20 protein-coding genes and 1 riboswitch are annotated in these 23,643 nt (G+C 67.1%); of the genes, 8 read left to right on the top strand and 12 right to left on the bottom strand.

The window, feature by feature from the left end; translation table 11 throughout:
- Window positions 1-46: 46 nt before the first annotated feature.
- From ACYVBS_RS05615 to metX, 3 genes are read right to left on the bottom strand one after another with little or no spacing between them, the layout of a single operon-like run.
- The gene (locus tag ACYVBS_RS05615; RefSeq protein WP_460822355.1) at window positions 47-1,141 is read right to left on the bottom strand and encodes a homoserine dehydrogenase family protein; all 1,095 of its coding nucleotides are present in this window, start codon (window positions 1,139-1,141) and stop codon (window positions 47-49) included.
- Window positions 1,138-2,328, bottom strand: a complete 1,191-nt coding sequence (locus ACYVBS_RS05620) for an O-succinylhomoserine (thiol)-lyase (protein ID WP_460822357.1) — start codon at window positions 2,326-2,328, stop codon at window positions 1,138-1,140. The genes ACYVBS_RS05615 and ACYVBS_RS05620 overlap by 4 nt, the downstream gene beginning before the upstream one ends.
- Window positions 2,325-3,362: a homoserine O-succinyltransferase MetX gene (gene metX, locus ACYVBS_RS05625; protein ID WP_460822358.1), complete on the bottom strand. Its 1,038-nt coding sequence runs from the start codon at window positions 3,360-3,362 to the stop codon at window positions 2,325-2,327. The genes ACYVBS_RS05620 and metX overlap by 4 nt, the downstream gene beginning before the upstream one ends.
- Before the next feature lie 76 nt (window positions 3,363-3,438).
- A riboswitch (SAM riboswitch) is annotated at window positions 3,439-3,554 on the bottom strand.
- 128 nt (window positions 3,555-3,682) lie between these two features.
- Between metX and ACYVBS_RS05630 the strand changes: the two genes are divergently transcribed.
- Both ACYVBS_RS05630 and ACYVBS_RS05635 read left to right on the top strand, forming a co-directional pair.
- Window positions 3,683-4,792, top strand: coding sequence for an NHL repeat-containing protein (locus ACYVBS_RS05630; RefSeq protein ID WP_460822360.1), 1,110 nt, complete (start codon window positions 3,683-3,685; stop codon window positions 4,790-4,792).
- Window positions 4,793-4,794: 2 nt separating this feature from the next.
- Window positions 4,795-5,724, top strand: coding sequence for a peptidoglycan DD-metalloendopeptidase family protein (locus ACYVBS_RS05635; RefSeq protein ID WP_460822361.1), 930 nt, complete (start codon window positions 4,795-4,797; stop codon window positions 5,722-5,724).
- A 28-nt stretch (window positions 5,725-5,752) separates the two neighbouring features.
- Here ACYVBS_RS05635 and ACYVBS_RS05640 read toward each other — a convergent pair whose 3' ends face one another.
- Window positions 5,753-6,850 (bottom strand): HDOD domain-containing protein, encoded by a 1,098-nt coding sequence (locus ACYVBS_RS05640; RefSeq protein ID WP_460822363.1) that lies wholly within the window; start codon window positions 6,848-6,850, stop codon window positions 5,753-5,755.
- Window positions 6,851-7,097: 247 nt separating this feature from the next.
- Here ACYVBS_RS05640 and ACYVBS_RS05645 point away from each other — a divergent pair, with 247 nt between their 5' ends.
- Together ACYVBS_RS05645 and trhA are read left to right on the top strand one after the other, a co-directional pair.
- Entirely contained in the window at window positions 7,098-8,702 is a 1,605-nt protein-coding gene (locus tag ACYVBS_RS05645; protein WP_460822364.1) for a peptide chain release factor 3, read from the top strand.
- Between the two features lie 130 nt (window positions 8,703-8,832).
- Entirely contained in the window at window positions 8,833-9,534 is a 702-nt protein-coding gene (trhA, locus tag ACYVBS_RS05650) for a PAQR family membrane homeostasis protein TrhA (protein ID WP_460822365.1), read from the top strand.
- A gap of 71 nt (window positions 9,535-9,605) precedes the next feature.
- Here the strand turns inward: trhA and ACYVBS_RS05655 are convergent, their stop codons facing one another.
- The 3 genes from ACYVBS_RS05655 to mtgA all read right to left on the bottom strand — a co-directional run bounded on the left by ACYVBS_RS05655 (window position 9,606) and on the right by mtgA (window position 11,910).
- On the bottom strand, window positions 9,606-10,034 hold the full coding sequence (locus ACYVBS_RS05655; protein ID WP_460822367.1) for a CBS domain-containing protein: 429 nt from the start codon (window positions 10,032-10,034) through the stop codon (window positions 9,606-9,608).
- Window positions 9,994-11,019: a glycosyltransferase family 2 protein gene (locus ACYVBS_RS05660; RefSeq protein ID WP_460822368.1), complete on the bottom strand. Its 1,026-nt coding sequence runs from the start codon at window positions 11,017-11,019 to the stop codon at window positions 9,994-9,996. The genes ACYVBS_RS05655 and ACYVBS_RS05660 overlap by 41 nt, the downstream gene beginning before the upstream one ends.
- A gap of 81 nt (window positions 11,020-11,100) precedes the next feature.
- Window positions 11,101-11,910: a monofunctional biosynthetic peptidoglycan transglycosylase gene (gene mtgA / locus ACYVBS_RS05665; RefSeq protein ID WP_460822369.1), complete on the bottom strand. Its 810-nt coding sequence runs from the start codon at window positions 11,908-11,910 to the stop codon at window positions 11,101-11,103.
- Window positions 11,911-11,946: 36 nt separating this feature from the next.
- On the opposite strand from mtgA, the gene hslO reads away from it, so the two are divergent.
- The 4 genes from hslO (at window position 11,947) to ACYVBS_RS05685 (ending at window position 17,873) form a co-directional block, all read left to right on the top strand.
- Window positions 11,947-12,879, top strand: a complete 933-nt coding sequence (gene hslO / locus ACYVBS_RS05670) for an Hsp33 family molecular chaperone HslO (protein WP_460822370.1) — start codon at window positions 11,947-11,949, stop codon at window positions 12,877-12,879.
- Between the two features lie 162 nt (window positions 12,880-13,041).
- Window positions 13,042-13,881, top strand: a complete 840-nt coding sequence (locus tag ACYVBS_RS05675) for an XOO1806 family protein (RefSeq protein WP_460822619.1) — start codon at window positions 13,042-13,044, stop codon at window positions 13,879-13,881.
- 254 nt (window positions 13,882-14,135) lie between these two features.
- Window positions 14,136-17,105 carry a TonB-dependent receptor plug domain-containing protein gene (locus ACYVBS_RS05680; RefSeq protein ID WP_460822372.1) on the top strand — a complete coding sequence of 990 codons (2,970 nt, stop codon included), beginning with the start codon at window positions 14,136-14,138 and terminating at the stop codon, window positions 17,103-17,105.
- 93 nt (window positions 17,106-17,198) lie between these two features.
- Window positions 17,199-17,873, top strand: a complete 675-nt coding sequence (locus tag ACYVBS_RS05685) for a putative 2OG-Fe(II) oxygenase (protein ID WP_460822373.1) — start codon at window positions 17,199-17,201, stop codon at window positions 17,871-17,873.
- A gap of 3 nt (window positions 17,874-17,876) precedes the next feature.
- On the opposite strand, the gene ACYVBS_RS05690 is transcribed toward ACYVBS_RS05685, so the two are convergent.
- From ACYVBS_RS05690 to ACYVBS_RS05710, 5 genes are all read right to left on the bottom strand, one after another.
- A complete protein-coding gene (locus ACYVBS_RS05690; RefSeq protein ID WP_460822374.1) occupies window positions 17,877-19,439 on the bottom strand; it encodes a sulfotransferase family protein in 1,563 nt (520 codons plus the stop codon).
- Window positions 19,429-20,472 carry a hypothetical protein gene (locus ACYVBS_RS05695; protein WP_460822376.1) on the bottom strand — a complete coding sequence of 348 codons (1,044 nt, stop codon included), beginning with the start codon at window positions 20,470-20,472 and terminating at the stop codon, window positions 19,429-19,431. The genes ACYVBS_RS05690 and ACYVBS_RS05695 overlap by 11 nt, the downstream gene beginning before the upstream one ends.
- A gap of 11 nt (window positions 20,473-20,483) precedes the next feature.
- On the bottom strand, window positions 20,484-21,071 hold the full coding sequence (locus tag ACYVBS_RS05700; RefSeq protein ID WP_460822377.1) for a 2OG-Fe(II) oxygenase: 588 nt from the start codon (window positions 21,069-21,071) through the stop codon (window positions 20,484-20,486).
- A gap of 3 nt (window positions 21,072-21,074) precedes the next feature.
- On the bottom strand, window positions 21,075-22,817 hold the full coding sequence (locus ACYVBS_RS05705; protein WP_460822620.1) for a phosphoenolpyruvate carboxykinase (GTP): 1,743 nt from the start codon (window positions 22,815-22,817) through the stop codon (window positions 21,075-21,077).
- Between the two features lie 108 nt (window positions 22,818-22,925).
- The gene (locus ACYVBS_RS05710) at window positions 22,926-23,516 is read right to left on the bottom strand and encodes a TetR/AcrR family transcriptional regulator (protein ID WP_460822378.1); all 591 of its coding nucleotides are present in this window, start codon (window positions 23,514-23,516) and stop codon (window positions 22,926-22,928) included.
- Window positions 23,517-23,643: the final 127 nt, after the last annotated feature.

The following is a 23,643-nucleotide window of genomic DNA, read 5'->3' on the forward strand; positions in this document are numbered from 1 at the left end:
GGTCAGATAGGCGGATTCGACTCCACCGCCACCGGTGTGTGATCCATCAGCCGCAAAAGCGCAGCACGTCGTCCAGCAACCCGGCCGCGGTCACCTCGGCACCCGCCCCGGGCCCCTGGATCACCAGCGGCTGGCGGCTGTAACGGTCCGACCAGATCGCCACGCGGTTGTCGGTGCCGGCACCGCCGGCCAGCGGGTGGTCGGCCGGCAGGGATTCCAGCCCCACGCGCGCCTTGCCGTGCTCCAGCCGCGCGATGAAGCGCAGCTTCTCCCCGTTCTTGTAGGCCTGCGCGAATCGGTCACGCAATGGCTGGTCCAACACGGGAAGCGCGGCATCCACCTCTGCTTTCGGCAGGACCGCCAGCGCGGATGGCACCAGCGACGTCACGTCCACGTCGTGCGATTCCAGTTCGACGCCCGCCGCCCGGGCGAGGATCACGATCTTGCGGCGTACATCCTCGCCGGACAGGTCGTCGCGGGGATCGGGTTCGGTGTAGCCCGCCTCGCGCGCCTCGCGCACGAAACCGGAAAACGGGCGCAGGCCATCGTAATGGTTGAACAACCAGGCCAGCGAGCCGGAAAGGACGCCGGCGATGGCGTGGATGCGGTCACCGCCGGCCCTCAATTCGCGAATCGAGCGGATCAGCGGCAGGCCGGCGCCCACCGTCGCGCTGTCACCGTAGCTCGCGTCGCCCTCGGCACAGGCCGCGCGGATCGTGCGCCAGCGTTCCAGCGAAGTGCCCTGGCCCAGCTTGCACGCCGTGACCACGTGGATGCCTTGGGACAGCCAGCGCGCGTGGTGCGCCGCCGCCACCTCGCTGGCGGTCGCGTCGACCACGATCCGCGCGCCCGTGCCGATCCCCAACGCTGACTCCACCGCTGACAAACGGCTGGGCTGGCCCTCGTGCTGCAACAGGTCGGCCACGCCTTCCGGCAACAGTCCAAAGCGACCGCCCAAGGCATGTCGAGAATTGGCCGCATACACCAGCGTCAGGCGCGCGCCCTGCGGCGTGCCCGACCACGACGTGAGGCGCTCCAGTACGGCACGGCCGACCGTGCCTGTGCCGAGCAACGCGATACGGGCCGGCGCACGCGACGCCTGCGGGGCGAGGTCGGCCACTTCCGCGACGACGGCGCTCACAGCGCGGCGCGTTTGTGGGTGTCGGCCACGGCGAGCGCGCGGTCGAGTGCAGCGGCGATGTCGGCCATCAGGTCATCGGCATGCTCGATGCCAACCGACAGACGCAGCAAGCCATCGCCGATCCCCGCTGCCGCACGCGCTTCGGCGGTCATTGCCGCATGGGTCATGGTGGCCGGGTGGGCGATCAGGCTTTCCACGCCGCCGAGCGATTCGGCCAGAGTGAAGCACTGCAGGCCGTCGACGAACGCCCGCACCGCCGCCTCACCGCCTTCGATCTCCACGCTGAGCATGGCCCCGAAGCCGTGCTGCTGGCGCGCGGCCAGCGCATGGCCCGGGTGGGAGGCCAGCCCCGGGTAATGCACGACGCGCACCGCCGGATGGGCATCCAGCAGCGCCACCAGCGCCTGGGTGTTCTCCTGGTGCACGCGCAGACGCGCATTCAGCGTGCGCAGGCCACGCAGGGTCAGAAAGCTGTCGAACGGCGAGCCGGTGATGCCCAGTGCATTGGCCCACCACACCAGTTGCTGGTGCAGCTCGGCCTCGCGCGCGACCACTGCGCCGCCGACCACGTCGCTGTGTCCGTTGATGTACTTGGTGGTGGAATGCACCACCAGGTCGGCACCGAACTCGATCGGACGCTGCAGCGCTGGCGAGAGGAAGGTGTTGTCGACCACCGCGATCGCACCGGCGGCATGCGCGGCCTCGATCACGAAGCGCAGGTCGGTGACGCGCAGCAGCGGATTGGACGGCGTTTCGATCCACACCACGGCCGGCCCCTGCGCCAGTGCATCGCTCAGCGCGCGCGCGTTCGTCAGGTCTACGGTCAGCAGCTCGAACAGGCCCTTCTTTGCCAGCGCGTTGAACAGGCGCCAGCTGCCGCCGTAAGCATCGTGCGGCACTACCAGCTTGTCGCCCGGCTTCAGGCAGGCGTGCAGCACCACGGTGATCGCGGCCATGCCGGTGGCGGTGATGACACCGCCCGCGCCGCCTTCCAGCTCGGCCAATGCCTCGCCCAGCAAATCGCGGGTCGGATTGCCGCTGCGCGTGTAGTCGTAGGTGCGCTTCTCGTTGAAGCCGGCGAAGCTGAAGTTGGAGGAGAGCACGATGGGCGGCGTCACCGCGCCAAAGGCCACGTCACGATCGATGCCGGCGCGCACGGCCGAGGTACACACGTTGCGGTTGCTCATGCTGCTTGCTCCAGTTGTTCGGCCAGCGTGGTGCGGAGGACCCGGGCGATCTCGCCCTCCTCCTTCAGGAATGCGTCGTGGCCGTACACCGAACGCAGCACGCAAAGTCGGGTCTCGCCGCGCAACCGCTCGACGAGGGCATAGGCATCCTGCAGCGGTACCAGGCGGTCTTCCGCCACGGCCACCACCGTCACCGGCAAGGCAATGCGGCCCGGGTCAACGGCTTGCAGATCGATGGATTCAGACAGGCGCAGGAACGCGGTGGCCGGCGTGCGTTCCACGTACTTCTGCCCGCAATGGTCCAGGTAGGCTTCGGCACCGACGCGGACGCGGCCTTCCACCACCTGCGGCGCTTCGAAGCGCGCGTCAAATTCTTCCGGGCTGCGGTAACTCAGCACGGCCAGTTGCCGCGCCAGCGACAGGCCATGCGATTCGTCGCACTGCAGGGCGCCCAGCGCCACGGCCTGGCGCTGCAAGGCCCGCCATGCACTCGAGAACGGATGCGCGCGGTGCACGCCGCTGATGGCGACAAGTTGCCCCAGTCGCGGCCCATGGCGCTCGGCAAACTGCAGGCCCACCATCGCCCCGTAGGACGCCCCCACAAAGGCCTCCAACCGCTCCGTCTTCAGCGCATCCAGCAACGCGGCGATGGCATCGGCCTGGTCGGCCGGATCGATGACCACGTCCAGACCGCCGCAGGCACCGATCCAGTCACACGACAGCACGCGCTGCTGGCTGGGGTCGATCGCACGCCCCACGCCCACCTGCTCCTGCCACCAGCCGGCCTCGGGGAACGCTGCGCTGGCGGCGACATGGCGGTGCGCGGAGATGCCGCCGGCGACGAACACCATCGGCAGCCCCGCCTCGCCCAGCAATTCATAACGCACCGTCACGTCACGCAGCCCCGCGTGGCGCATCGGCAGGCGCACGCTCACCTCGCCGCGAACGGCGGGAATGGCAGCCTGGGGGAAGGCGAACGCGAGCGCACTGTCGTGGCGGTCGGCGGTGGTGGCAGCGGAAATGGTCAGGCTCATCGTGGCATCCATGGAATCAGGGCCATCGAGCTGACAGTGCTACCGGTCGCCTGCGGGAACCCGCGGGGACTGGACGCAACCATCTTCCGGCGACGCAAGGTCACCGCAGGAATTGGCACCTTCGCACTGCTCGCACAGTGCTGGGTTGCCCCGGCTTCTAAGGGCCTGTCCCTCAGCCGGTCTCGATGGATGGCCCCAGTCTGCCGCCCGCCCCACGCGAAGTCAATCGCTTTATCCGCATAGAGCGATTTGTCATAAGCGCCACCCCTGTGCACTTGGCCCACGCAGCGCGATCGCCGGCGCGCGGCTACACTCCCGCCATGCACGCACGTATCGTCCTGGCCGCATTGCTGGCGGCCACCCTCGCAGGCTGCTCCACCGCCCCGGTCCGGAGCTCTTCCGCCACCAGCGACCACGCCCGCCATGTCGCCTCCCCGGAGTCGCGGCTGATCCCCGAGACGTTCGTCTCGACGGAGACTCCCGGCGAAGAGTTGGACTCCTTGGCCACCTGGCCGGCGGAAGACGGGCGCACTTGGGTCATCGCAAGCGCGAAGCGGTCCCACCGCCTGCTGGTACTCGATGGCGACACCGGCGCGCAGCTGCGCAGCTTCGGAGAACCCGGCAAGGGCGCCGGCCAGTTCAATCGGCCCAACGGCGTGGCCGTGCAGGGCGACCTCCTGTTCGTAGTCGAGCGCGACAACCACCGCGTGCAGGTGTTCACGCTGCCGGATTTCACCTACGCGGGCGTGTTCGGAGCGGACGTGCTGAGAAGCCCCTACGGCCTGTGGGTGGATGAGACGGCACCGGGCGAGCTGGAGGTCTACGTCACAGACAGCTTCATGAAGGGCGAGCGGTACGACGTGGTGCCCCCCTTCGAGGAACTGGACCAGCGCGTGCGGCGTTTCCATGTCACCGTCGACGATCGTGGGACCATCCAGGCCCGTCACGCGGGCTCGTTTGGCGATACCCGTCCGGAAACCGCGCTGCGCATGGTCGAATCCATTGCGGGCGACCCGGCGAATCGACGCCTGCTGATCGCCGACGAGGACCGCCGCCACCTGTCCACGTTGCGCGAATACACCTTCGATGGTCAGTACACCGGCCGACGCATGCCCGAGGCCAGTTTTGGCGCCGAAGCCGAGGGCATCGTGCTGTGGCGCTGCCAAGGCGATGCCGGCTATTGGATTGCCGTCGACCAGCTGGCGCCGCGCGCCATCTTCCACTTGTTCGACCGCAACACGCTCAAGCCGGTGGGCAGCTTTCGCGGTGACGTGACCGCGTATACGGATGGCATTGCCCTGCATGCGGCCACGACCGCGGTTTTTCCGGCTGGCGCATTGTTCGCCGTGCACGACGACAAGGCGGTCGCCGCGTTCGACCTGCAGGAGGTCGCGCGCGTGTTCAACCTGCCTGCCGAATGCACGCGCTGACAATGGCAGGTTTGAAGCAACCGACGCTGTGGGTCGCTTCGGCCATCCTGGTCGGCGCGACGTGCCTCGCGCACGCCGCCAAGGTGTACAAGTGGACGGATCGCAATGGCGTCACGCATTACGGCGACCACGTTCCGCAAGGCGCGACCGCGGCGCCGGCGCGCATCAGCGTCATCCCGGTAACCGCCCAGCCCTCGGCGATCGCGCGCCTGCGCGTCGAGCGTGCGGGCGAGCGCTACCTTGCCTGGGCGGACAACGCGCTGGCGGGTCCGATCGAAGTCGCGCTGGACTTCAACCGGGTCAACAACGTGTCGGGAAGCCCGCACCTGCCCATCCGCAAGGTGGTGCCAGCGCGCAACAGCACGCTGGTCTCAACCCTGGACGTGGTTGACCCGGGGCGCGGTGGCGATTTCGAGTTGGCCATGGACAGCGTGCCGGGCGACCCCGCCGCGCGGCCGCTGGATGTCGAGTACCGGCTGCCATTGCGCCAGGACCAGTTCCGCATCGACCAGGGCTTTGGCGGCAGCTTCAGCCACAACGACCCGCAGAACCGTTATGCCGTCGACTTTGCGGCCCCGGTGGGCACGCCCGTGCTTGCGGCGCGCGCGGGCACCGTGATGCAGGTGGAGTCGGACTTCGAAAAGGCCGGCCTCAACCAGGAGAAGTACGGCGGCCGCGCCAATTTCGTGCGCATCGTGCATGACGACGGTTCGATGAGCCTGTACGCGCACCTCAAGGGCGAAGGCGCCATGGTCCGCGTGGGGCAGCGCGTTGCCGCCGGGCAGCAGATCGGACTATCCGGCAACACCGGTTTTACGACGGGCCCGCACCTTCACTTCGCGGTCCAGGTCAACCGGGGCATGCGCCTGGAGTCCATCCGATTCCGGATGACCGGCCCCGGCGGCCCGCTGCATATCGCCGGGGGGCGTTGAGCCTCAACCGCCCCCCAGGCCCCGCCCGTCAGGCGGCCACGCCCTGTGCGGAAGGCTCCACCAGCTCGCGCCATTGCGGCACGCGCTCAAGCATACCCACCGATCGCAGGTACTCCTCGTCGGGGGTCTCGCCGGCCACCAGTGCCGAGGCGACGTGCACCGCACCCGCCACCCAGAAGCCGCCAGAGCGCAGTTGCGACGGCCTGTGGTGGTAGGCCACGCCCTCCACGATCGGCATCGGCAAGCCCCACAACCCCAGCAGGTATGCGCCCGCCTCAGCGTAATGCGGGCCCGCCACGCCGTCCGAGCCGGACGAGATGCCGGGCAGCAGGCGACCGACCTCGGCCAGCAGGCCGGCGGTGGCGGCCAACTCGGCGCTCGGCCCGGACAGCACGCGACGCGCCAGGTTCGAGGTGCGCAGCGCCCGGTCCTGCATCGCCTCGCGCACCGCGTTGTTGCCAAACTGCGGCACGCCAAAGGCCTCGCTGGCCAGCACCAGCCGCAACAGCGTCTGATGACCCAGCCTCACCACCGCCGAGCGCAGATCGGCAATCTCGCGCCCACCGGAGAAGTAGGCCGAGTTGCACAGGCGCAGCACCTTCGCCGCGATGGCGGGATCCTGCGACAGCACCTGCGCGATGGCGGCATTGCTCGCATCCGGGTCCCGCAACAGGCGCGTCAATTCAAGGTACAGCCGCGGCGGCGGCGGGAGCGAGCTGATGCGCCCCACGGCGTGCTTCAAGGTTTCGTTGCCCAGCAGCTCACGCAGGTCGACCACGCTCTCCACGGCGGCCACCAGCTCGCCCGGATCCAACGGCCGTCCCAGCACCCGGTGCGCGCCATCCAGGCCCTGCACCACGTCAGCCCCGGCCGCACTCGCCGCCTGGTCCAGCAACAGGACCCGGACCGCCTGGGGATGCAGCGCGGCGACCTGCGCCAGCAGCTCCGAACCCGCGACGCCGCCCGGGCGCAGCCCACACACAAAAACATCGACCGGCTGGCTCGCCGGCTCCACCGGCGAACCCGCGGGCTGCCAATCCACCTGCCAATCCAGCCCGAAATCCGACAGGAGTTCGTTGAACTCCGCGGCCCGGCCCGAGTCTTCTCCCAAGATGACAATACGCACTGCGACCCCTTTCCTGCAGGCATGAAGCGTTCGAGAACGGTAACGGCCAGGATGCGTCTGGCTTGACCCGGCGTTGCCGCGGGATGTCCGAACCGTGCATCGGTGCACAAATCCGCCAGCGCAGCCACCTGAGTACTTGACGAACGCGCTGTAAACCCGGCTGCGGCCGGGGCCAACCACACAGGTATAATTCCGGCTTCCCTGCCCTTCCTGCCCGCGCCCGTCGATCCGGGTGCCGATGCCCTCCATGTCCGAAGTTTCCCTCGAAGCCCTGCGTCGCCGCACCTTCGCGATCATCTCGCACCCCGACGCCGGCAAGACCACCCTGACCGAAAAGCTGCTGCTGTTCGGCGGCGCGATCCAGATGGCCGGCTCGGTGAAGGGCCGCAAGGCCGCGCGCCACGCCACCTCGGACTGGATGGCGCTGGAAAAGGAGCGCGGCATCTCGGTGACCAGCTCGGTGATGCAGTTCCCCTACGAGGGTCGCATCGTCAACCTGCTCGACACCCCCGGCCACGCCGACTTCGGCGAGGACACCTACCGCGTGCTCACCGCGGTGGACAGCGCACTGATGGTCATCGACGTGGCCAAGGGCGTCGAGGAGCGCACCATCAAGCTGATGGAGGTCTGCCGCCTGCGCGACACCCCCATCATGACCTTCATCAACAAGCTCGACCGCGAGGGCAAGGACCCGATCGAGCTGCTGGATGAAGTGGAGAGCGTGCTGAAGATCCAGTGCGCGCCCATCACCTGGCCGATCGGCATGGGCCAGCGCCTGAAGGGCGTGGTGCACCTGGTCACCGGCGAAGTGCACCTATACGAACAGGGCCGCAACTTCACCCGCCAGGACTCCACCATCTTCCCGTCCATCGACGACCCGCGCGTGGAAGCCGCGATCGGTGCGCCTGCCATGGCCGAGCTGCGCGAGCAGCTGGAACTGGTCGAAGGCGCCAGCCACCCGTTCGACATGGCTGCCTACCTGCGCGGTGAGCAGACCCCGGTGTTCTTCGGCTCGGCGGTCAACAACTTCGGCGTGCAGCTGCTGCTGGACTTCTTCGTCGAGCACGCGCCCGCGCCCAAGCCGCGTGCCACCACCACCCGCGAGGTGCAGCCTACCGAGGACAAGCTCACCGGCTTCGTCTTCAAGATCCAGGCCAACATGGACCCGCAGCACCGCGACCGCGTGGCGTTCATGCGCGTGTGTTCGGGCAAGTTCACCGCCGGCATGAAGGCGTTCCATCCGCGCAGCGGCAAGGAAGTGAAGCTGGCCAACGCGCTGACCTTCATGGCCAGCGACCGCGAGATCGCCGAAAGTGCGTTCCCCGGTGACGTGATCGGCATCCACAACCACGGCACCATCTCCATCGGCGACACCTTCACCGAAGGCGAGAACATCGCCTTCACCGGTATCCCCAACTTCGCCCCGGAACTGTTCCGCCGCGCGCGCCTGCGCGATCCGCTCAAGCTCAAGCAGTTGCAGAAGGGTCTGGCCCAGCTCAGCGAGGAAGGCGCCACCCAGTTCTTCAAGCCGATCATGAGCAACGACCTCATCCTCGGCGCGGTCGGTGTGCTGCAGTTCGACGTGGTCGCCTACCGGTTGAAGGACGAATACGGCGTCGACGCCAGCTTCGAGCAGGTGCAGGTGGCGACCGCGCGCTGGATCCGCTGCGATGACGCCAAGACGCTGGAGGAGTTCCGTGACAAGAACGCGCTCAACCTCGCGCTCGATGCGGCCGGCCAGCTGGTGTACCTGGCGCCGACCCGGGTGAACCTGCAATTGGCGCAGGAACGCGCGCCCGCGGTGACCTTCATGGCCACGCGCGAGCACGCGCACGCGGTGGGCATCGACTGACGGCCATCGGCCACCCGGCGCCCATCCGCCCCGGGGCGTGTTCCGGAGGTATGCTGCGTCGACCCACGTCGGCGCCCGCGGGCGCCGTGACCCGAGCAACTGCTCCAGTGCATTCATGGAAGCTGGCCCGATGACATCCGACCACGCCCCCCCGGTCAGCCACGCGCACGGCGCGACACTCGACGCGTTGTTGGCCCGCCAGCGCGAGTTGCGTGAAGAGTTGGCCAATGCCTGGACCCATGGCGTCGGCGCCGCAGCCTCGCTGGCCGGCGGCGGCATACTGATCACACTGGCCGCGCTGCGTGGCGACGGCTGGCAACTGGCCAGCGCCATCGTGTTCGGCGTCGCGCTGCTGCTGCTCTATACCGCCTCCACCCTGTACCACGCGATCCAGCATCCCGTGGCCAAGGGCCGGCTCAAGGTCTTCGACCATTGCGCCATCTACCTGCTGATCGCGGGCACCTATACCCCGTTCACCCTCATCGGATTGCGCGGGCCTTGGGGCTGGGGGCTGTTCACTGCGATCTGGGCCCTGGCCATCGGCGGCGTGGTGTTCAAACTGTTCTTCACCGGCCGCTTCAAACTGCTGTCCACGGCGCTGTATGTCGCCATGGGCTGGCTCGTGATCGTGGCGATCAAGCCGCTGTTACAGGCCTTGGATGACTGGACCTTCGGTTGGCTGATCGCGGGTGGTGTTGCCTACACCCTCGGCACGGTGTTCTACCACCGGCCAAACCTGCGCTACTCGCATGCGATCTGGCACCTATTCGTTATCGCCGGCAGCGTGTGCCATTTCATCGCGGTGACCGCGCAGGTGTTGCCGCACGGCTGAACCCCGCCGCATGGAATGCGCTGGCGCGGCGCCTCCGCCCTGGGCTTGGCCGGCAGGACGTTCGACGTCCGTCAGGACGTGATGTAGCGCTGCAACTGGTCCAACTCGACCTGCTGGTCCTCAATCACGGCCTTCACCAAGTCGCCAATCGACACGAGGCCCACCAACTCATCGCCGCGCATCACCGGCAAGTGGCGGATCCGGCGGTCGGTCACGATCGCCATGCAGTAGTCGACCGTGTCCTCGGGACGAACGGTCACCAACTGCGAGGTCATGATCGCCGACACCGACGTGTCAGCCGACGCGCGCCCCTGCAGCACGACTTTGCGCGCGTAATCGCGCTCGGACACGATCCCGACCAGTCGCGCCCCTTCCATGACCAGCAACGCGCCGATGCCGTGCTCGGCCATCAATCGCACCGCATCGATGACCGACGCGCTGGGCGCAATGGAATAGATGTCAGCCGATTTCGCTTCCAGCAGGTGCCGAACGGTACGCATGACCGACTCCTCCGACGGGGCTTGGCTCCGAGGATACTCCTGTCTCCGGTCGCCAGCTGTCCACCAGGTACAGCGGCCGCTGCTTGGACTCGTCGTAGAGGCGCCCGAGGTACTCGCCAATCACGCCCAGCGCGATCAGCTGCACCCCGCCCAGGAACAGGATGACCGCCATCATGCTGGGCCAGCCGGCGACCGGATCACCCCATAGCAACGCCTTCGCCACCACCCACAGGCCATAGCCGAACGCGACCACCGCCGTCAGCAGCCCCAGGTAAGTCGCCAACCGCAGCGGCGCCGTCGTGAAACTGGTGATGCCTTCCAGCGCCAGGTTCCACAATCGCCAGAAGTTGAACTTGCTGCGCCCGGCGTTGCGCGCCTCACGGTGGTACGGCAGCGCGAACTGGTTGTACCCCACCCAGCCGAACAGGCCCTTCATGAAGCGGTTGCGCTCGCGCAACTGATGCAGGGCCGCCAACGCGCGCGGCGACAACAGGCGGAAGTCGCCCGTGTCGGCCGGGATCGGCGTCCGCGAAAGCCGGCCGATCACCCGGTAGAACAGGTGTGCGGTGGCGCGCTTGAGCCAGCCTTCGCCATCGCGCTCCAGACGCGTGCCGTGCACGTCGTCGTACCCCTCGCGCCACTTGGCCACGAATTCCGGGATCAGCTCCGGCGGGTCCTGGCCGTCGGCATCGAGGATCAGTGCCGCCCCCCGCTCCACCCGGTCAAGGCCCGCCGTCAGCGCCAGCTCCTTGCCGAAGTTGCGCGACAGGCGGAGCAATGCCACGCGGCCGTCGGCGGCGGCCAAGGACTGCATGACCTCCCACGTGCCATCACGGCTGCCGTCGTCCACGTAGAGCACGCGGCACGAGAGATCGGCCTGCGCCTCCAGCGCATCCATCACGGCCAGCACGCGCGGCTGCAGCAGCGGCAAGCTTTCGGCCTCGTTATAGGCCGCAACGACGATGGTCAGATGATCCCGGGTCATGCGGGGATGTTAACCGCGCCTCCCGGAAAACACCCATCGCGGACGAAGCGGGCGGACACGCCCCCTGGTACCGCCCGCCGCTCAGTCCAGCTGCCGCAGGTACGCGGCACCGCCGATATAGCGCATCTGCCGCTGGATGGCCCGACTGCGCCGCTGCACGTAGGGCCCTGGCCGGGCGATGCTGTAGCGGCGCGGGCTGGGCAGCACTGCCGCCATGCGCGCGGCTTCTGCCGGCGCCAGCCGCGACGCGTTCTTGTGGAAATACGTCCGTGCCGCCGCCTGGGCGCCGTACACCCCATCGCCCAACTCCACGATGTTGACGTACACCTCCAGGATGCGGTGCTTGGGCCACAGGATCTCAATCAGCAGCGTGTACCAGGCTTCCACGCCCTTGCGTACCCAGCGCGACGGCCGGCTGCTGCCCTGCCACAGGAACAGGTTCTTGGCCACCTGCTGGGTGATGGTGCTACCGCCCCGCACCCGGCGCCCGCGCGCATTGTTCTTGTGCGCCTTCTCGATGGCCTTCAGGTCGAAGCCGAAATGTTCGGCGAAGGTCTGGTCCTCGGCGGCCACCATGGCCACCGGCACGGAGGCCGAGATGTCTTCCATGTCGCGCCAGTCGTAGGCGACCCGGAACCGCCACTCGCCGTCGCCCCACGCCTCCATCTGCCGCGCCACCATGAAGGCACTGAACGGCGGATCCACGAAGCGCAGCACCATCACCTGCAGCACCGTCGCCGCCAGGAACAGCAGGGGCAGCGCGACCAGCCAGCGCCGCCACCGCAATCGCCTCCGCCGCGTCGACTTTGCTTTCACTGCCGCCCCCGCACCTTGCACATTCAAAGTCCCGCCCCCATGTTCGCGCCATCTGCCCCGCGCGCCAGCCCCCATTATCCGCGATGCGCGCCCCCCAGCATGAGCGCCCCCATGACCGACGCTGCAATTTCCCCCGATGACCGCGACCAGCTCACCCGCTTCCTGATCGAAGACGCCGGGGTTCGTGGCGTGCTCGTGCACCTGGACGAGACCTGGCAGCAGATCCGTCGCCGCGCCACCGGCTCGCCGCAGGAGGGCGTCACGCCGCCGGCCGCGGCGGTCGAACTGCTCGGCGAGGCATCGGCGGCCGCGGCCCTGTTCACCGGCCACGCCAAGGTCGAAGGGCGCCTGTCGGTGCAGTTGCGGAGCAACACCGTCCTGCGCACGCTGTTTGCCGAATGCACCGCCGCGGGCACCCTGCGCGGCATCGCCCAACTTACGGGCGACGGCCCGGTTTCGCGCGACCTGCGCACCCTGGGCGACGGCGCGATCCTGGCCATCACGATTGAAAACCCCGCGTTCGGCAGCCGCGAGCCGATCCGGTACCAAGGGCTGGTGGCCTTGGACGCGGACTCGCTCGCCGGCGCGTTCGAAGGCTATTTCCGCCAATCCGAGCAACTCCCCACCCGCCTGCTGCTGGCCGTGGACGAACATCGCGCTGCGGGCCTGATGCTGCAGAAGCTGCCCGGGGACGAGGGGGATGCCGAAGGCTGGAACCACGTCGGCGCCCTGTTCGACACCCTGGGGCCCGACGAACTGCTGGCCTGCGACACGTCCACCCTGCTCACGCGCCTGTTCCATCAGGAAGACGTCCGCATGCTCGGCTCACGGCCCCTGCGGTTCGCCTGTTCCTGCTCCCGCGAACGGGTGGAGTCGATGCTGGTGTCGCTGGGGGCCGAGGAGGCCCGTGCGGCCGCGGCCGGTGGAGAAGCCCAGGTACGTTGCGAGTTCTGCGGCGAAGAGTATCGACTCGGCGCCGACGAGATCGAGCAGTTGCTGGAAGCCGCCCAGAGCACCCACGAGGCGCCCGAACGGGCCCAATAGTGACCTACAGGGGCAACTGGATCCCGGTTCTGTGACGCAGTGATTGTTAAGGAAGTATAAATTCGTTAAAGTCTGATTCCAGACCTAGGGGAACTTCGTCGATCCGCACCGGTCGATACGTACGTCATGTATCCGCGCCTGCTGCAACTGTCGTTGACCCTGATCCTCGCCTTGGGCGTGGCCAGTGGCGCGCATGCGCAATCCAAGGCGCGCACCCCGGCGCAGAGTGACAAGGCCGCGGTCCTTCCGGTTCTGAACAACGTTAGCGGCAAGGTCGAGGCTTACCTGCTTCTCGAGCCGACCGCGACCCCAGTCGCGGGTGCACGCTGGCGCGTTGGCCAGTCGTCGCTTGACGCCGCATTTGGCCTGGATTCGGGCGACACGCTGGGACTGGTCTGCGATCGCAAGACCGGACTCGCCAGCGCGATCGGCAATCTGGCCAACCACTGCATGCTGGCGACCCTCGACCAGGATCGCGGTGGCCGCGGCAGCCGCCAAGGCACCGTGGGTGCCACCTTGAGCCGCGCGGCGGGTCGCATTGGCGTGGCTCTCGGCACCGGCCGCGACTCGCTTCCCGCGTGGCTGACGCCCAACGCCCGTCAGAGCAAGTTCGAACAGAACACGCTGACCGTCTACGGCCAGAAGCACATCGGGTCGGAAGCCACCGTCTCCATCGGCGGCACGTGGGCACGGGCCACGCTCATTCCCGTCGGCCAGGCGAGCACGGAACTGGCCGACCAGTGGACCACCCGATCGCTCACGATCGGCGCCGGCCGGGGCGCGTTCAGCGCCAACATCATCGGACGTGTGATCGACACCCCCAGCCAACCGGGTCAGTGGGAAGGCTTGGGCGTCGGCCTGACCTGGCGCACCCCCTGGAGCGGCCAGCTGACCGTCGGCGCAGAGAACGTCGTGACCCGGGGCCGCAATCCGTTCGCCCCGCGCGATCATGGTGACGATGAAGGTACCGTGCCGTACGTGCGGTACGAGCAGGATCTGTGACGAAATTTTTACGGCGATACCCCGATCAAGCACCACCTGAATGGGGCTTCACGGGGGATCCCGTCACACCAATCCCATTGATTTTTCAGGATAAAAAGGCCGCCCGAGAGGGCGGCCTTCGCATTTGTTAACGACACTTTAATTTTCGCTCCAAGGGGGCTACTATCCGGACGGCCTTGCCGGATTTGGTGTCTTTCTTGACCCCACTGGTGAGGTTCCCATGGGAATTACCAAGCCTTCACTTGGAGAGAGAGATGACTTTTAAGACCACCAAGCTGCGCGACGCGATTTCTTTCGCGCTCGTCGTCGGCACTGCAGGCACCGGCGCCGCTTTCGCGCAGGAAGCCCAGCAGGAAGAAGCCACCACCCTGGATCGCATCGAAGTCACCGGCTCGCGCATCAAGCGCGCCGAGGTCGAGACCTCGCAGCCGATCTTCACCCTCGACCGCGCCGACATCCAGGCCCAGGGCCTGACCTCGGTCGGTGACGTGATCCAGAACATCACGGCCAACGGCTCGACGCTCAACAGCACCTACAACAACGGCGGCAACGGCGAAACCCGCGTCAGCCTGCGTAACCTCGGCTCCAACCGCACCCTGGTGCTGGTCAACGGCCGTCGTTGGGTCGGCGGCACCGGTCTCGGTGGCGCGGTCGACCTGAACACCATCCCGACCGCCGCGGTCGAGCGCATTGAAGTCCTGAAGGACGGCGCCTCGGTCATCTACGGATCGGACGCCATTGCCGGCGTGGTCAACGTCATCCTGCGTAACGATTACCAGGGTGCGGAAGCCAACGTCTACTTCGGCCAGTACGACAAGGGTGACGGCACCCGTCAGTCCTACGACCTGACCATCGGCACCGCGGACGAGCGCTTCAGCGCCATGTTCGGCGCCGCGTACGTCAAGGAAGAGTCGGTCATGGCCGGCGATCGCGAGATCTCCGAATTCCCGCTGTACAAGACCGGCGTCGCCTTTGGCAGCTCGACCACGCCGTTTGGCCGCTACGGCCTGTGCCCCACCGATGTTCCGGGCGTCGTGCTGTCCCCGAGCGGCAGCTGCACCCGCCCGGCCCCGACGGCTGCCGACCCGAATCGCCGCGTCAATGCTGAAGTCCGTCCGGACGGTTCGGCTGGCCAGTTCACGTACTCGCCCGGCAACACCGGCGCTGCTTGGCGCCCGTGGCTGTTCCCGGCAGACATGTACAACTATGCCCCGGACAACTACCTGCTGACCCCGCAGGAGCGCAAGTCCGTGTTCGGCCGCGCCACCCTGAACATCACCGACAACACCACGGCGTTCATCTCGGCGACCTATAACAACCGTCGCTCCGAGCAGCTGCTGGCTGCCATGCCGGTCGTGCTGGGTTCGGTCGCCCCGGGCACCAACGGCGGCAACATCTCGATCAGCGAAGACAGCATCTACAACCCGTTCGGCTCGCCGATCAGCCGCATCCAGCGCCGCATCGTGGAAACCGGTGGCCGTTCGTTCAACCAGAACGTCGACACCTTCGGTTTCACCGGCGGCCTGGAAGGTTCGTTCGAGTTCGCCGACCGCTTCTTCTCGTGGGATGCGGGCATGGTCTATGGTCGTAACGACCAGAACGACACGACCTACGGTCTGTTCAACATCTCCGCCCTCCGCAACGCGCTCGGCCCGTCGATGATCGTTGACGGCAAGCCGGTCTGCGTGTCGACCCCGAATGATCCGAGCACCATCATCGGCGGCTGCGTGCCGATGAACCTGCTCGGCGCCGCCGGCTCGATCACCCCGGACATGCTGAACTACTCCTCGTTCGTCGCGCACGATGAGTTCGGCTACAAGATGAAGCAGTACTTCGCCAACATCAGCGGCGAGATCGTCGAGCTGCCGGGCGGCATGCTGGGCTTCGCGGCCGGCGTCGAGCGCCGCACCGAGAGCGGCTACGACTCTCCGGACGCCCTGATCAACGCCGGCGACACCACCGGCAATGCCCGTACCGCCACCTCCGGCGGCTACTCGGTCGAAGAAGCCTACCTCGAGTTCGCGATCCCGCTGCTGCGTGACGTTCCGTTTGCCAAGGAACTGGAGTTCAGCATCGCCGGTCGTTACTCGGACTACAGCAACTTCGGCGACACCACCAACGCCAAGTTCGGCTTCAAGTGGCGCCCGATCGAAGACCTGCTGGTCCGCGGCAACTGGTCGGAAGGCTTCCGCGCTCCGTCGATCGCCGAGCTGTACTCGGGCGTCGCGGATTCGTTCCCGCCGATCGCTGACCCGTGCTCGACCACCTTCGGTGGCGGCTACAACGGCCTGACCGCCGACCAGCAGGCTCGCTGCCATGCGCAGGGCGTGCCGGTGGGCGGCTATGACCAGGGCAACGGCCAGATCCGCATCAGCGTCGGCGGCAACCCGAACCTGATGCCGGAGAAGTCCGAGACCCGCACCTTCGGCCTCGTCTACAGCCCGGGCTACATCGAGGGCTTCGACGTGTCGCTGGATTGGTGGAAGATCGAGCTGACCGACGTCATCACCACCTTCTCCGGCCAGTTCATCCTCGATGACTGCGTGGAGAACGGCAACGCGCAGGCGTGCTCGCTGTTCACCCGTAACTCCAGCGGCCAGATCATCGACCTGCTGTCGTCGGGCCTGAACCTCGGCGCCCGGGACGTCGAAGGCTACGACATGACGATGAACTATCGTCTGCCGGAACAGTCGTGGGGCAAGCTGAGCTTCACGTGGGATACCACGTACATGGCCAGCGACTCCCAGGACAACGACGGTGACGGCGACATCGACGCCGATGACGGCGGCAGCGTCGTGGGCGAGTACTTCGACCGCAACAACAACTGGCGCGTCCGTTCCAACCTGATGACCCGTTGGGAGAAGGGTGATTTCGGTGCGACCTGGTCGGCCCGTTACTACTCGCGTCAGGAAGAAGAGTGCCCGTTCGGCTACAACGACTACGGCTTCGGCCAGCTGTGCTCGGACCCGGTGTTCACCGCGTCGACCACGGATGACCCGAACAAGCTCGCTTCGACCGGTTCGATGAACGCAATCGGCGGCGTGACCTACCACGACGTCACCGCCTACTGGAAGGCCCCGTGGAACGCCCGCATCACCCTGGGCGTGAACAACATCGGCGACAAGGATCCGCCGGTCTCGTTCACCACGTTCGCCAACAGCTTCGACCCGCAGTATGAAGTCCCGGGTCGCTTCGTGTACCTGCAGTACAACCAGAAGTTCTAATCTGGTCGCATTGCGTGACACTTGCTACGGCCCCGAAAGGGGCCGTAGTTTTTGGTAGGTCGGTCAGCCTCAAACCACCAGGAACACGACGCCATGCCGTTCGAGATCAACCCGGTTTTTGCAGTGCCCTTTGCCCAGGACTTCCTGCCGGACGCGGAGCGGCTGAACCAGGAATTGAAGGCGTTGCTGCTCGCCCGCGAGGCCGAAGGGGCGCGTTACGCCAACCCCCATCCGTCGCTGCAGCAGCAGGCGGGCGTGTTCGAGAGTGAGTTCAACCTGTTTTCCTGGCCGGAGCTCTGCGTCCAGACCCTTCGCCAGTTCGCGTGGGCCACGCTGGGGCGCACCGTCCAGGAGCTCAATGGCTACACCGCCGAGGAAATCCGCCGGATCCAGATCTTCTCGCACACGTGGTATCACGTGACCCGCCATGGCGGTTTCACGATTGCACATACCCACCCGATGGCATCGTGGTCAGGCGTGTATTGCGTGGCGCCTGGCGAGACCCCGCAAGATCGACCCGAATCAGGGGTGCTGCGCTTCCATAACCCGCACTACTACAGCAACGTCTTCCTCGACCCGGGCAACGCGCGGCTGCGTGCCCCGTTCCACCACGGCACCTGGAGCGTGCGGTTCAAGCCTGGGCAACTGGTGCTGTTCCCGTCGTGGCTGCAGCACGAAGTGCTCCCGTTCTACGGGCGCGACGAGCGGATCACGATCGCGTTCAATTGCTGGTTCGGCACGAGCGACGCCAAGCCCCAAAGCGCGTGACCGTCAGCCGAGCCCCAACGCATCCCTGAGGGCACCAAGGTGGTGTTCGTAGGGCACGCGCGCCTGTGCGCGGTCCCGACGGATGCCTTGGCGCGCCAAGGTCGCGCTGGCCGTGGCGACCGTGCCACTGGAACGCTGCACGTCCACCATAGCCGGCACGAACTGCAGGCCACAATGCGCCGCCACGCGACGCGCCACGGCCTCGGTGTCGCGCACCAGCTCGTCGTAGTGCACGTCCAGGAACACCTCGGGGAGCCGTTCGCGCCAATGGGCGACCACCCGCTGGTAGACGCGATGGAACCGCCCCAGCTCGGTCAGGTCGTACGAATACGGCGCCACGCCCGCGAACAGGGTCCGCAGGTTTGAGAAACAGGTGTCCATCGGGTCCCGCACCAAGTGCAGGATCCTGGCCTGGGGCAACGCCTTGGCAATGTAGCCCACGTGCCAGAAGTTGATGGGGAGTTTTTCGGTGAAGTAGGGCTTGCCGCGCGACAGCCACCGCGCGGCCTCCGCGTATCCGTCGGCGATCGCGTCGAAATCGGCCGCCGCTGCACGGTTGATCATTTCCAGGTCGATCCGCCCGGGCGTTGCGTGGTCCGTCGCCAGTTGCATCTGTGCGTCGAACGCGTAGGTTTCGCCGGCATCGGCGATGTCCGGATGGCCGGACAGGATTCGCTCCAGCAGCGTCGTTCCGGATCGATGCATGCCCACGATGAAGATCGGCACGGCCGGCTGGGGCCGGGCGCTGCGGTGCCCAAGGAAGGCAAGCGTGCACTGGGCGATGAGCGCGTCGGCCTGGCGCTCGTCTTCCTCCACGGAATACTTCAGCTGGCGACGCTTGCTGCGGCAGCCGCGCTCGAGCGCGCCCCACGCCGCTTCGTAATCGCCCAAGTCGTGCAGTTCCTTGTGCAGGCCGTACGCAAGATAAGGCTCTCCGGCGCTATTGGCGGGCATCCGCGCAAGGCGCTCGCGAAGGTCGGCGACGTGGTTCCGCTCGGGCGTCTGGGTCCGGACACTGGCACGCATCCAGGCGTTCTGCACCAGCGCGGGATCGAGCGCCAGCGAGCGCGCGTAGCAGTGCTCGGCCTCGTCGAGTTCGCCATCGAAGAGGTGCAGGTTACCCCGTACGTGCAGGCACGCGGCATCGTTGGGCACTCGCACCAGCGCCGCGTCCAACAGCTGCTTTGCCTCGACATGGGCGCCGATGGAACTGAGCATCACCGCCGCCTTGGCCACGGCGCCGGAAGGCGCCTGCGCGGCGAATGTCGGGGCGGAGAGGCACTCCACCAGACGTTCGAATTCGTTGAAGTAGCGCAGCCGTTGCGCCAGCGCGAATCGCAGCGCGGGATGGCTGGGATTGGTTCGCCATGCGCGCAGGGTCGCGTCACGCGCCTCGCGGTGACGGCCTTCCTTGCCCAGCGCAAACGACAAGCCCAACAGGGAGGGCGTGTGGTGTGGCATCGCGCGCAGCGCCCGTCGATACCCCAGCAACGCATTCGCCCAGTCGCCCCGGTCTTTCGCCGTCTCGGCCGCTATCCAGAGCCGGTGTGCCTGATCACTGCTCATCCAATTGCCTCATCAGCGACCACCGCCCTGCAGCGAGGTCAATCGCATCCTGTCGCATCGCCGGAAGCACATGGCGCTGCATCCAATCGCTTGCGACCTGCAGGGTCGGAGCATGCATGCGACTGATCAGTTCGACCTCACGTGCACGCGCCTGCGGCCCGTACTCGCGGGAATCCAGTTTCGCGTGCCGGCGCGTCACGCCTGCCAGGCGCGTCGCCAGGCGATCGGCGTCAGCCATCAGGCCCCACCAGGCGTGCGCCTGGCGAACCGCCCCTTCGACGTCCGCCAGAAGGGACTCGGCATCCAGCACCGCCACCCGGGCCGGGCCTGCCTGTTCCGCGATGTCGAGCAACAACTCACGCTGGGCGGCCCATTGGAGGCCGGCCGCGGCGATCAGCGACGGTGGCGACAGCGCCTCCCGTGGCAACCGGCGATGGAGCTCCCCTGCCCTCAGCGCCATTTCAATCAGCAAGGGGATGCGCGCCTGGGTTTCGTCGGTCTTCTTGATATTGGAGACGAGGAAATCCTGAAGCGAGGACGTCAGCACGATGGCCCTTGAGCCCGGGGACGCCCGCATCAGCGCCTGCGCGATGTTCAGGGCGGCATGGGTGGGCTTGACGATAACCCGGCCGTCCGGCGTCCACGGGCGCGCCAGCAAATCCGCACACGTCTGGACCCAGCGGCCCAGGTCGAGGCCCTCGTGCCGCGCGTCGGCCAGGCGTCGCAATACCAGCGGCTCGCGGAAGACCACCGTGTCTGGGTGATCGTGCAGCGCCTTGGCCAGCAGCGTCGAACAGCAGAAGGACGTGTGGAACAGCCAGGCAATCGGCGGCGCATAGCCGGGGCGGCCGGGCACGTCCGCGGCGCCGACGGCCACCGATTGCCGCAGGTCGGCCGCGATCCGCGTGTCCATGAACGTGGACTCGGCGATCACCTTCGGATCGATCCGGAGCATGGCGATCCGGTTGCCGCGCACGTCGAGGTCCGCGGGGTACCAGGACGGATCGGACCAGTCGAGGCGGGGCGGCGCCATACCCGCCCCCTTCATTGCGCGATGCGCTCGAACTTGATGGCGAAGGTGTACCGCGGCTTGTAGCAGATCCGGCTGGGCGGCCGCCCAGCATGGAGGATCGAGCCGTCGAACACGGCCAGGCGCCCCGGCCGCGGCCGTACCGCGGCCGCCAGCTCGCCCTGCTGGTCGTAGAAGACGGTCTCGCCGCCCCACTCGATGTCCCACTCGTCGCAGATGTACCAGAGCGCGGTCAGGTCGCCCATGCCCGGCAGGCAATCGGTGTGGGTGAACAGCATGTCGCCGTAGCTGGCGACGTTGGTATACGCGCGATAGGGCCGGAAGGTTTCTCCCGGCTGGGCGAAGGCTTGCGCCGCCCGCAAGCTCAGCTCGTAGATCGGCTGGCGGACCAAGGCTTCCAGCTTTACTTCGGTCACCCAGTGCTTGTAGCCGACCGTTTCCGGCCGCGCCACCTCCGTACGGGTGAACGCGGCCTTGGAAAGCGCTTCAAAGTGCGCGCCCGCGCTTTCCAAATACCCGTCGAACACCTTCAGGCGCAAGCCGTCGATCAGCACCTCGCGCGAGGGCGCCAACGGCGAGGAAGGGGCGTCCGGACGTTGCATGCGTCAGCCGGCCAGCAGACCGGCGATGCGCTGCTGCTCATCCTTCAGCGCCTGCGGCATGCGGGGGCCGTACTCTTCCAGGTACTCGCCGATGCTGTCGAACTCGGCCGCCCACGCATCGCGGTCGAAGCCGAACAGCTTGGCCTTTCCCTCCTCGCTCAGCTTCACGCCCTCGAGGTTGAGCGCACCGTCGGCCGGCAGCGCACCGATCGGCGTCTCGACGGCATCCGCCTCGCCCTTCACCCGCTGGATCATCCACTCGAGCACGCGCAGGTTGTCGCCGAAGCCCGGCCACAGGAACTTGCCGCCGTCACCCTTGCGGAACCAGTTGACGTGGAAGACCTTCGGCAGCTTGGCACCTTCCTTGTCGAACGACAGCCAGTGGCTGAAGTAGTCGGCGAAGTTGTAGCCGCAGAAGGGCTTCATCGCCATCGGGTCGCGGCGCATCACGCCCACGGCACCGGTGGCCGCGGCAGTGGTTTCCGAACCCATCGCGGCGCCGACGAGGACGCCATGCGTCCAGTCGCGGGCCTCGAATACCAGCGGAACGAGCGAGGCGCGACGGCCGCCGAACACAATCGCGGAAATCGGTACGCCCTGCGGGCCCTCGGCCATCGGCGAGTACGAGGGGCACTGCTTGGCGCTCACGGTGAAGCGGGAGTTCGGGTGCGCGGCCGGGCCCTTGGCCGGGTCGTACGGGTTGCCGCGCCAGTCGATCACCGGGGTCTGGCCGTTCTCCAGGCCTTCCCACCACGGCTGGTTGTCGGCGGTGACGCCCACGTTGGTGAAGATCGTGCTGCTCTGGATCGAGGCCAGCGCATTGGCATTGGAATTGCGCGAGGTGCCCGGCGCCACGCCGAAGAAGCCGGCTTCGGGGTTGATCGCGTACAGGCGGCCGTCGGCCCCCGGGCGCATCCAGCAGATGTCGTCGCCGATCGTCCAAACCTTCCAGCCGGCGTTGCGGTAGCCCTCCGGCGGAATCAGCATGGCCAGGTTGGTCTTGCCGCACGCCGACGGGAACGCGGCGGCGACGTAATGCGTCTCGCCCTGCGGGTTCTCAATGCCGAGGATCAGCATGTGTTCGGCCAGCCACCCTTCCGACTTGGCCTGGTGCGATGCGATGCGCAGCGCGTGGCACTTCTTGCCGAGCAGCGCGTTGCCACCGTAACCCGAGCCGTACGACTTGATCGTCAGCTCTTCGGGGAAGTGCATGATGAAGCGGCGGTTCGGGTCCAGCTCGCCGATGGAGTGCAGGCCCTTCACGAACGTGCCCTCGCGCTCGATGCGCGCCAGCGCCGGTGCGCCCATGCGGGTCATGATGCGCATGTTGGCGACCACGTACGGGCTGTCGGTGATTTCCACGCCGCAACGTGACAGCGGGGAGTCGATCGGGCCCATGCAATAGGGAATCACGTACATCGTGCGGCCCTGCATGCAGCCGTCGAACAGCGCATCCATCTCCGCATGGCCCTCTTCCGGCGCCATCCAGTTGTTGTTCGGGCCGGCGTCCTCGTGGTGCGTGGTGCACACGAAGGTCAGGTGCTCCACGCGGGCGACGTCGTCCGGGTGCGAGCGATGGAGGTAGCTGCCCGGGTGGGTCTCTTCGTTGAGCTTGTGCAGGGTGCCGTCGGCCAGCATGCGGGCCACGAGGGCTTCATTTTCGGCATCGCTGCCGTCGCACCAGTGAATCGCGGCCGGGCGCGTGAGCGCCGCGACCTGGGCCACCCAGTCGTTCAACGACGGCAGTCGGCTGCCGGCCCCTCCTTCGACGGTTGAGGAGAAGGAAAGGTCTTGGGTGGATGCGTTCACAGATACTCCTCCGGCCCTTACGGGCGGAACTAACAGGTAAGAAAATCAGGCAGCGGGGATGAGCGTGGCCATCATGTGCTCGACATAGGCCTCGAACTCTTCGTGCTGCATTCGGGTCTGGTGCAGCTGCAGGTTGAGCTGCAGGAAGCCCACGTAGGCGGAATAGGCCAGCCGCGCGCGGTGCTGGGCGTCGGTGCGCCCGAGGCCGGCCTGGCGGAAGGCTGCCGTCAAGTAATCCAGGCGGCGTTCGGAGACGCGGCCGATCACCGGCTGCACGGCCGCGTTGTCCGCCGCCTTCAACAGTTCGGAATAGATGACGTGGGACTTGAACTCATGCGCGACCATCTCGAACAGCGCGCGCAGGCGCTGGCGCGGATCAGGCACGGCTTCCAGCTGGCCCCAGACCGTTTCAAGCTCCAGCTTTTCCCAGCGTTCCAGCGCGGCCACCAGCAACGCATCCCGGGACGGGAAGTGCCAGTAGAAGCTGCCCTTGGTGACGCCAAGTCGCCGGGCCAGCGGCTCGACGGCCACGGCCGCCACGCCCTGCTCGGCAATCATGTCCAGTGCGGCCTGGGCCCAATCGTCAGCGCTCAGGCGGCCGCTGCGCTCGGGCTTGCTCAATTCAGCATCGTTCATCTGACAATTCTAAACGTACGGCTGGGGCCAAAGCAGTATTGCAATGCATCATCAGGCCAGTTGACAGGGCGGATTCGGCAATTCCATACTCGGTCGTATGGTACTCGTTTGATGCCAGCGTTTGAAT

It is taken from the genome of Lysobacter olei (genome assembly GCF_054777355.1).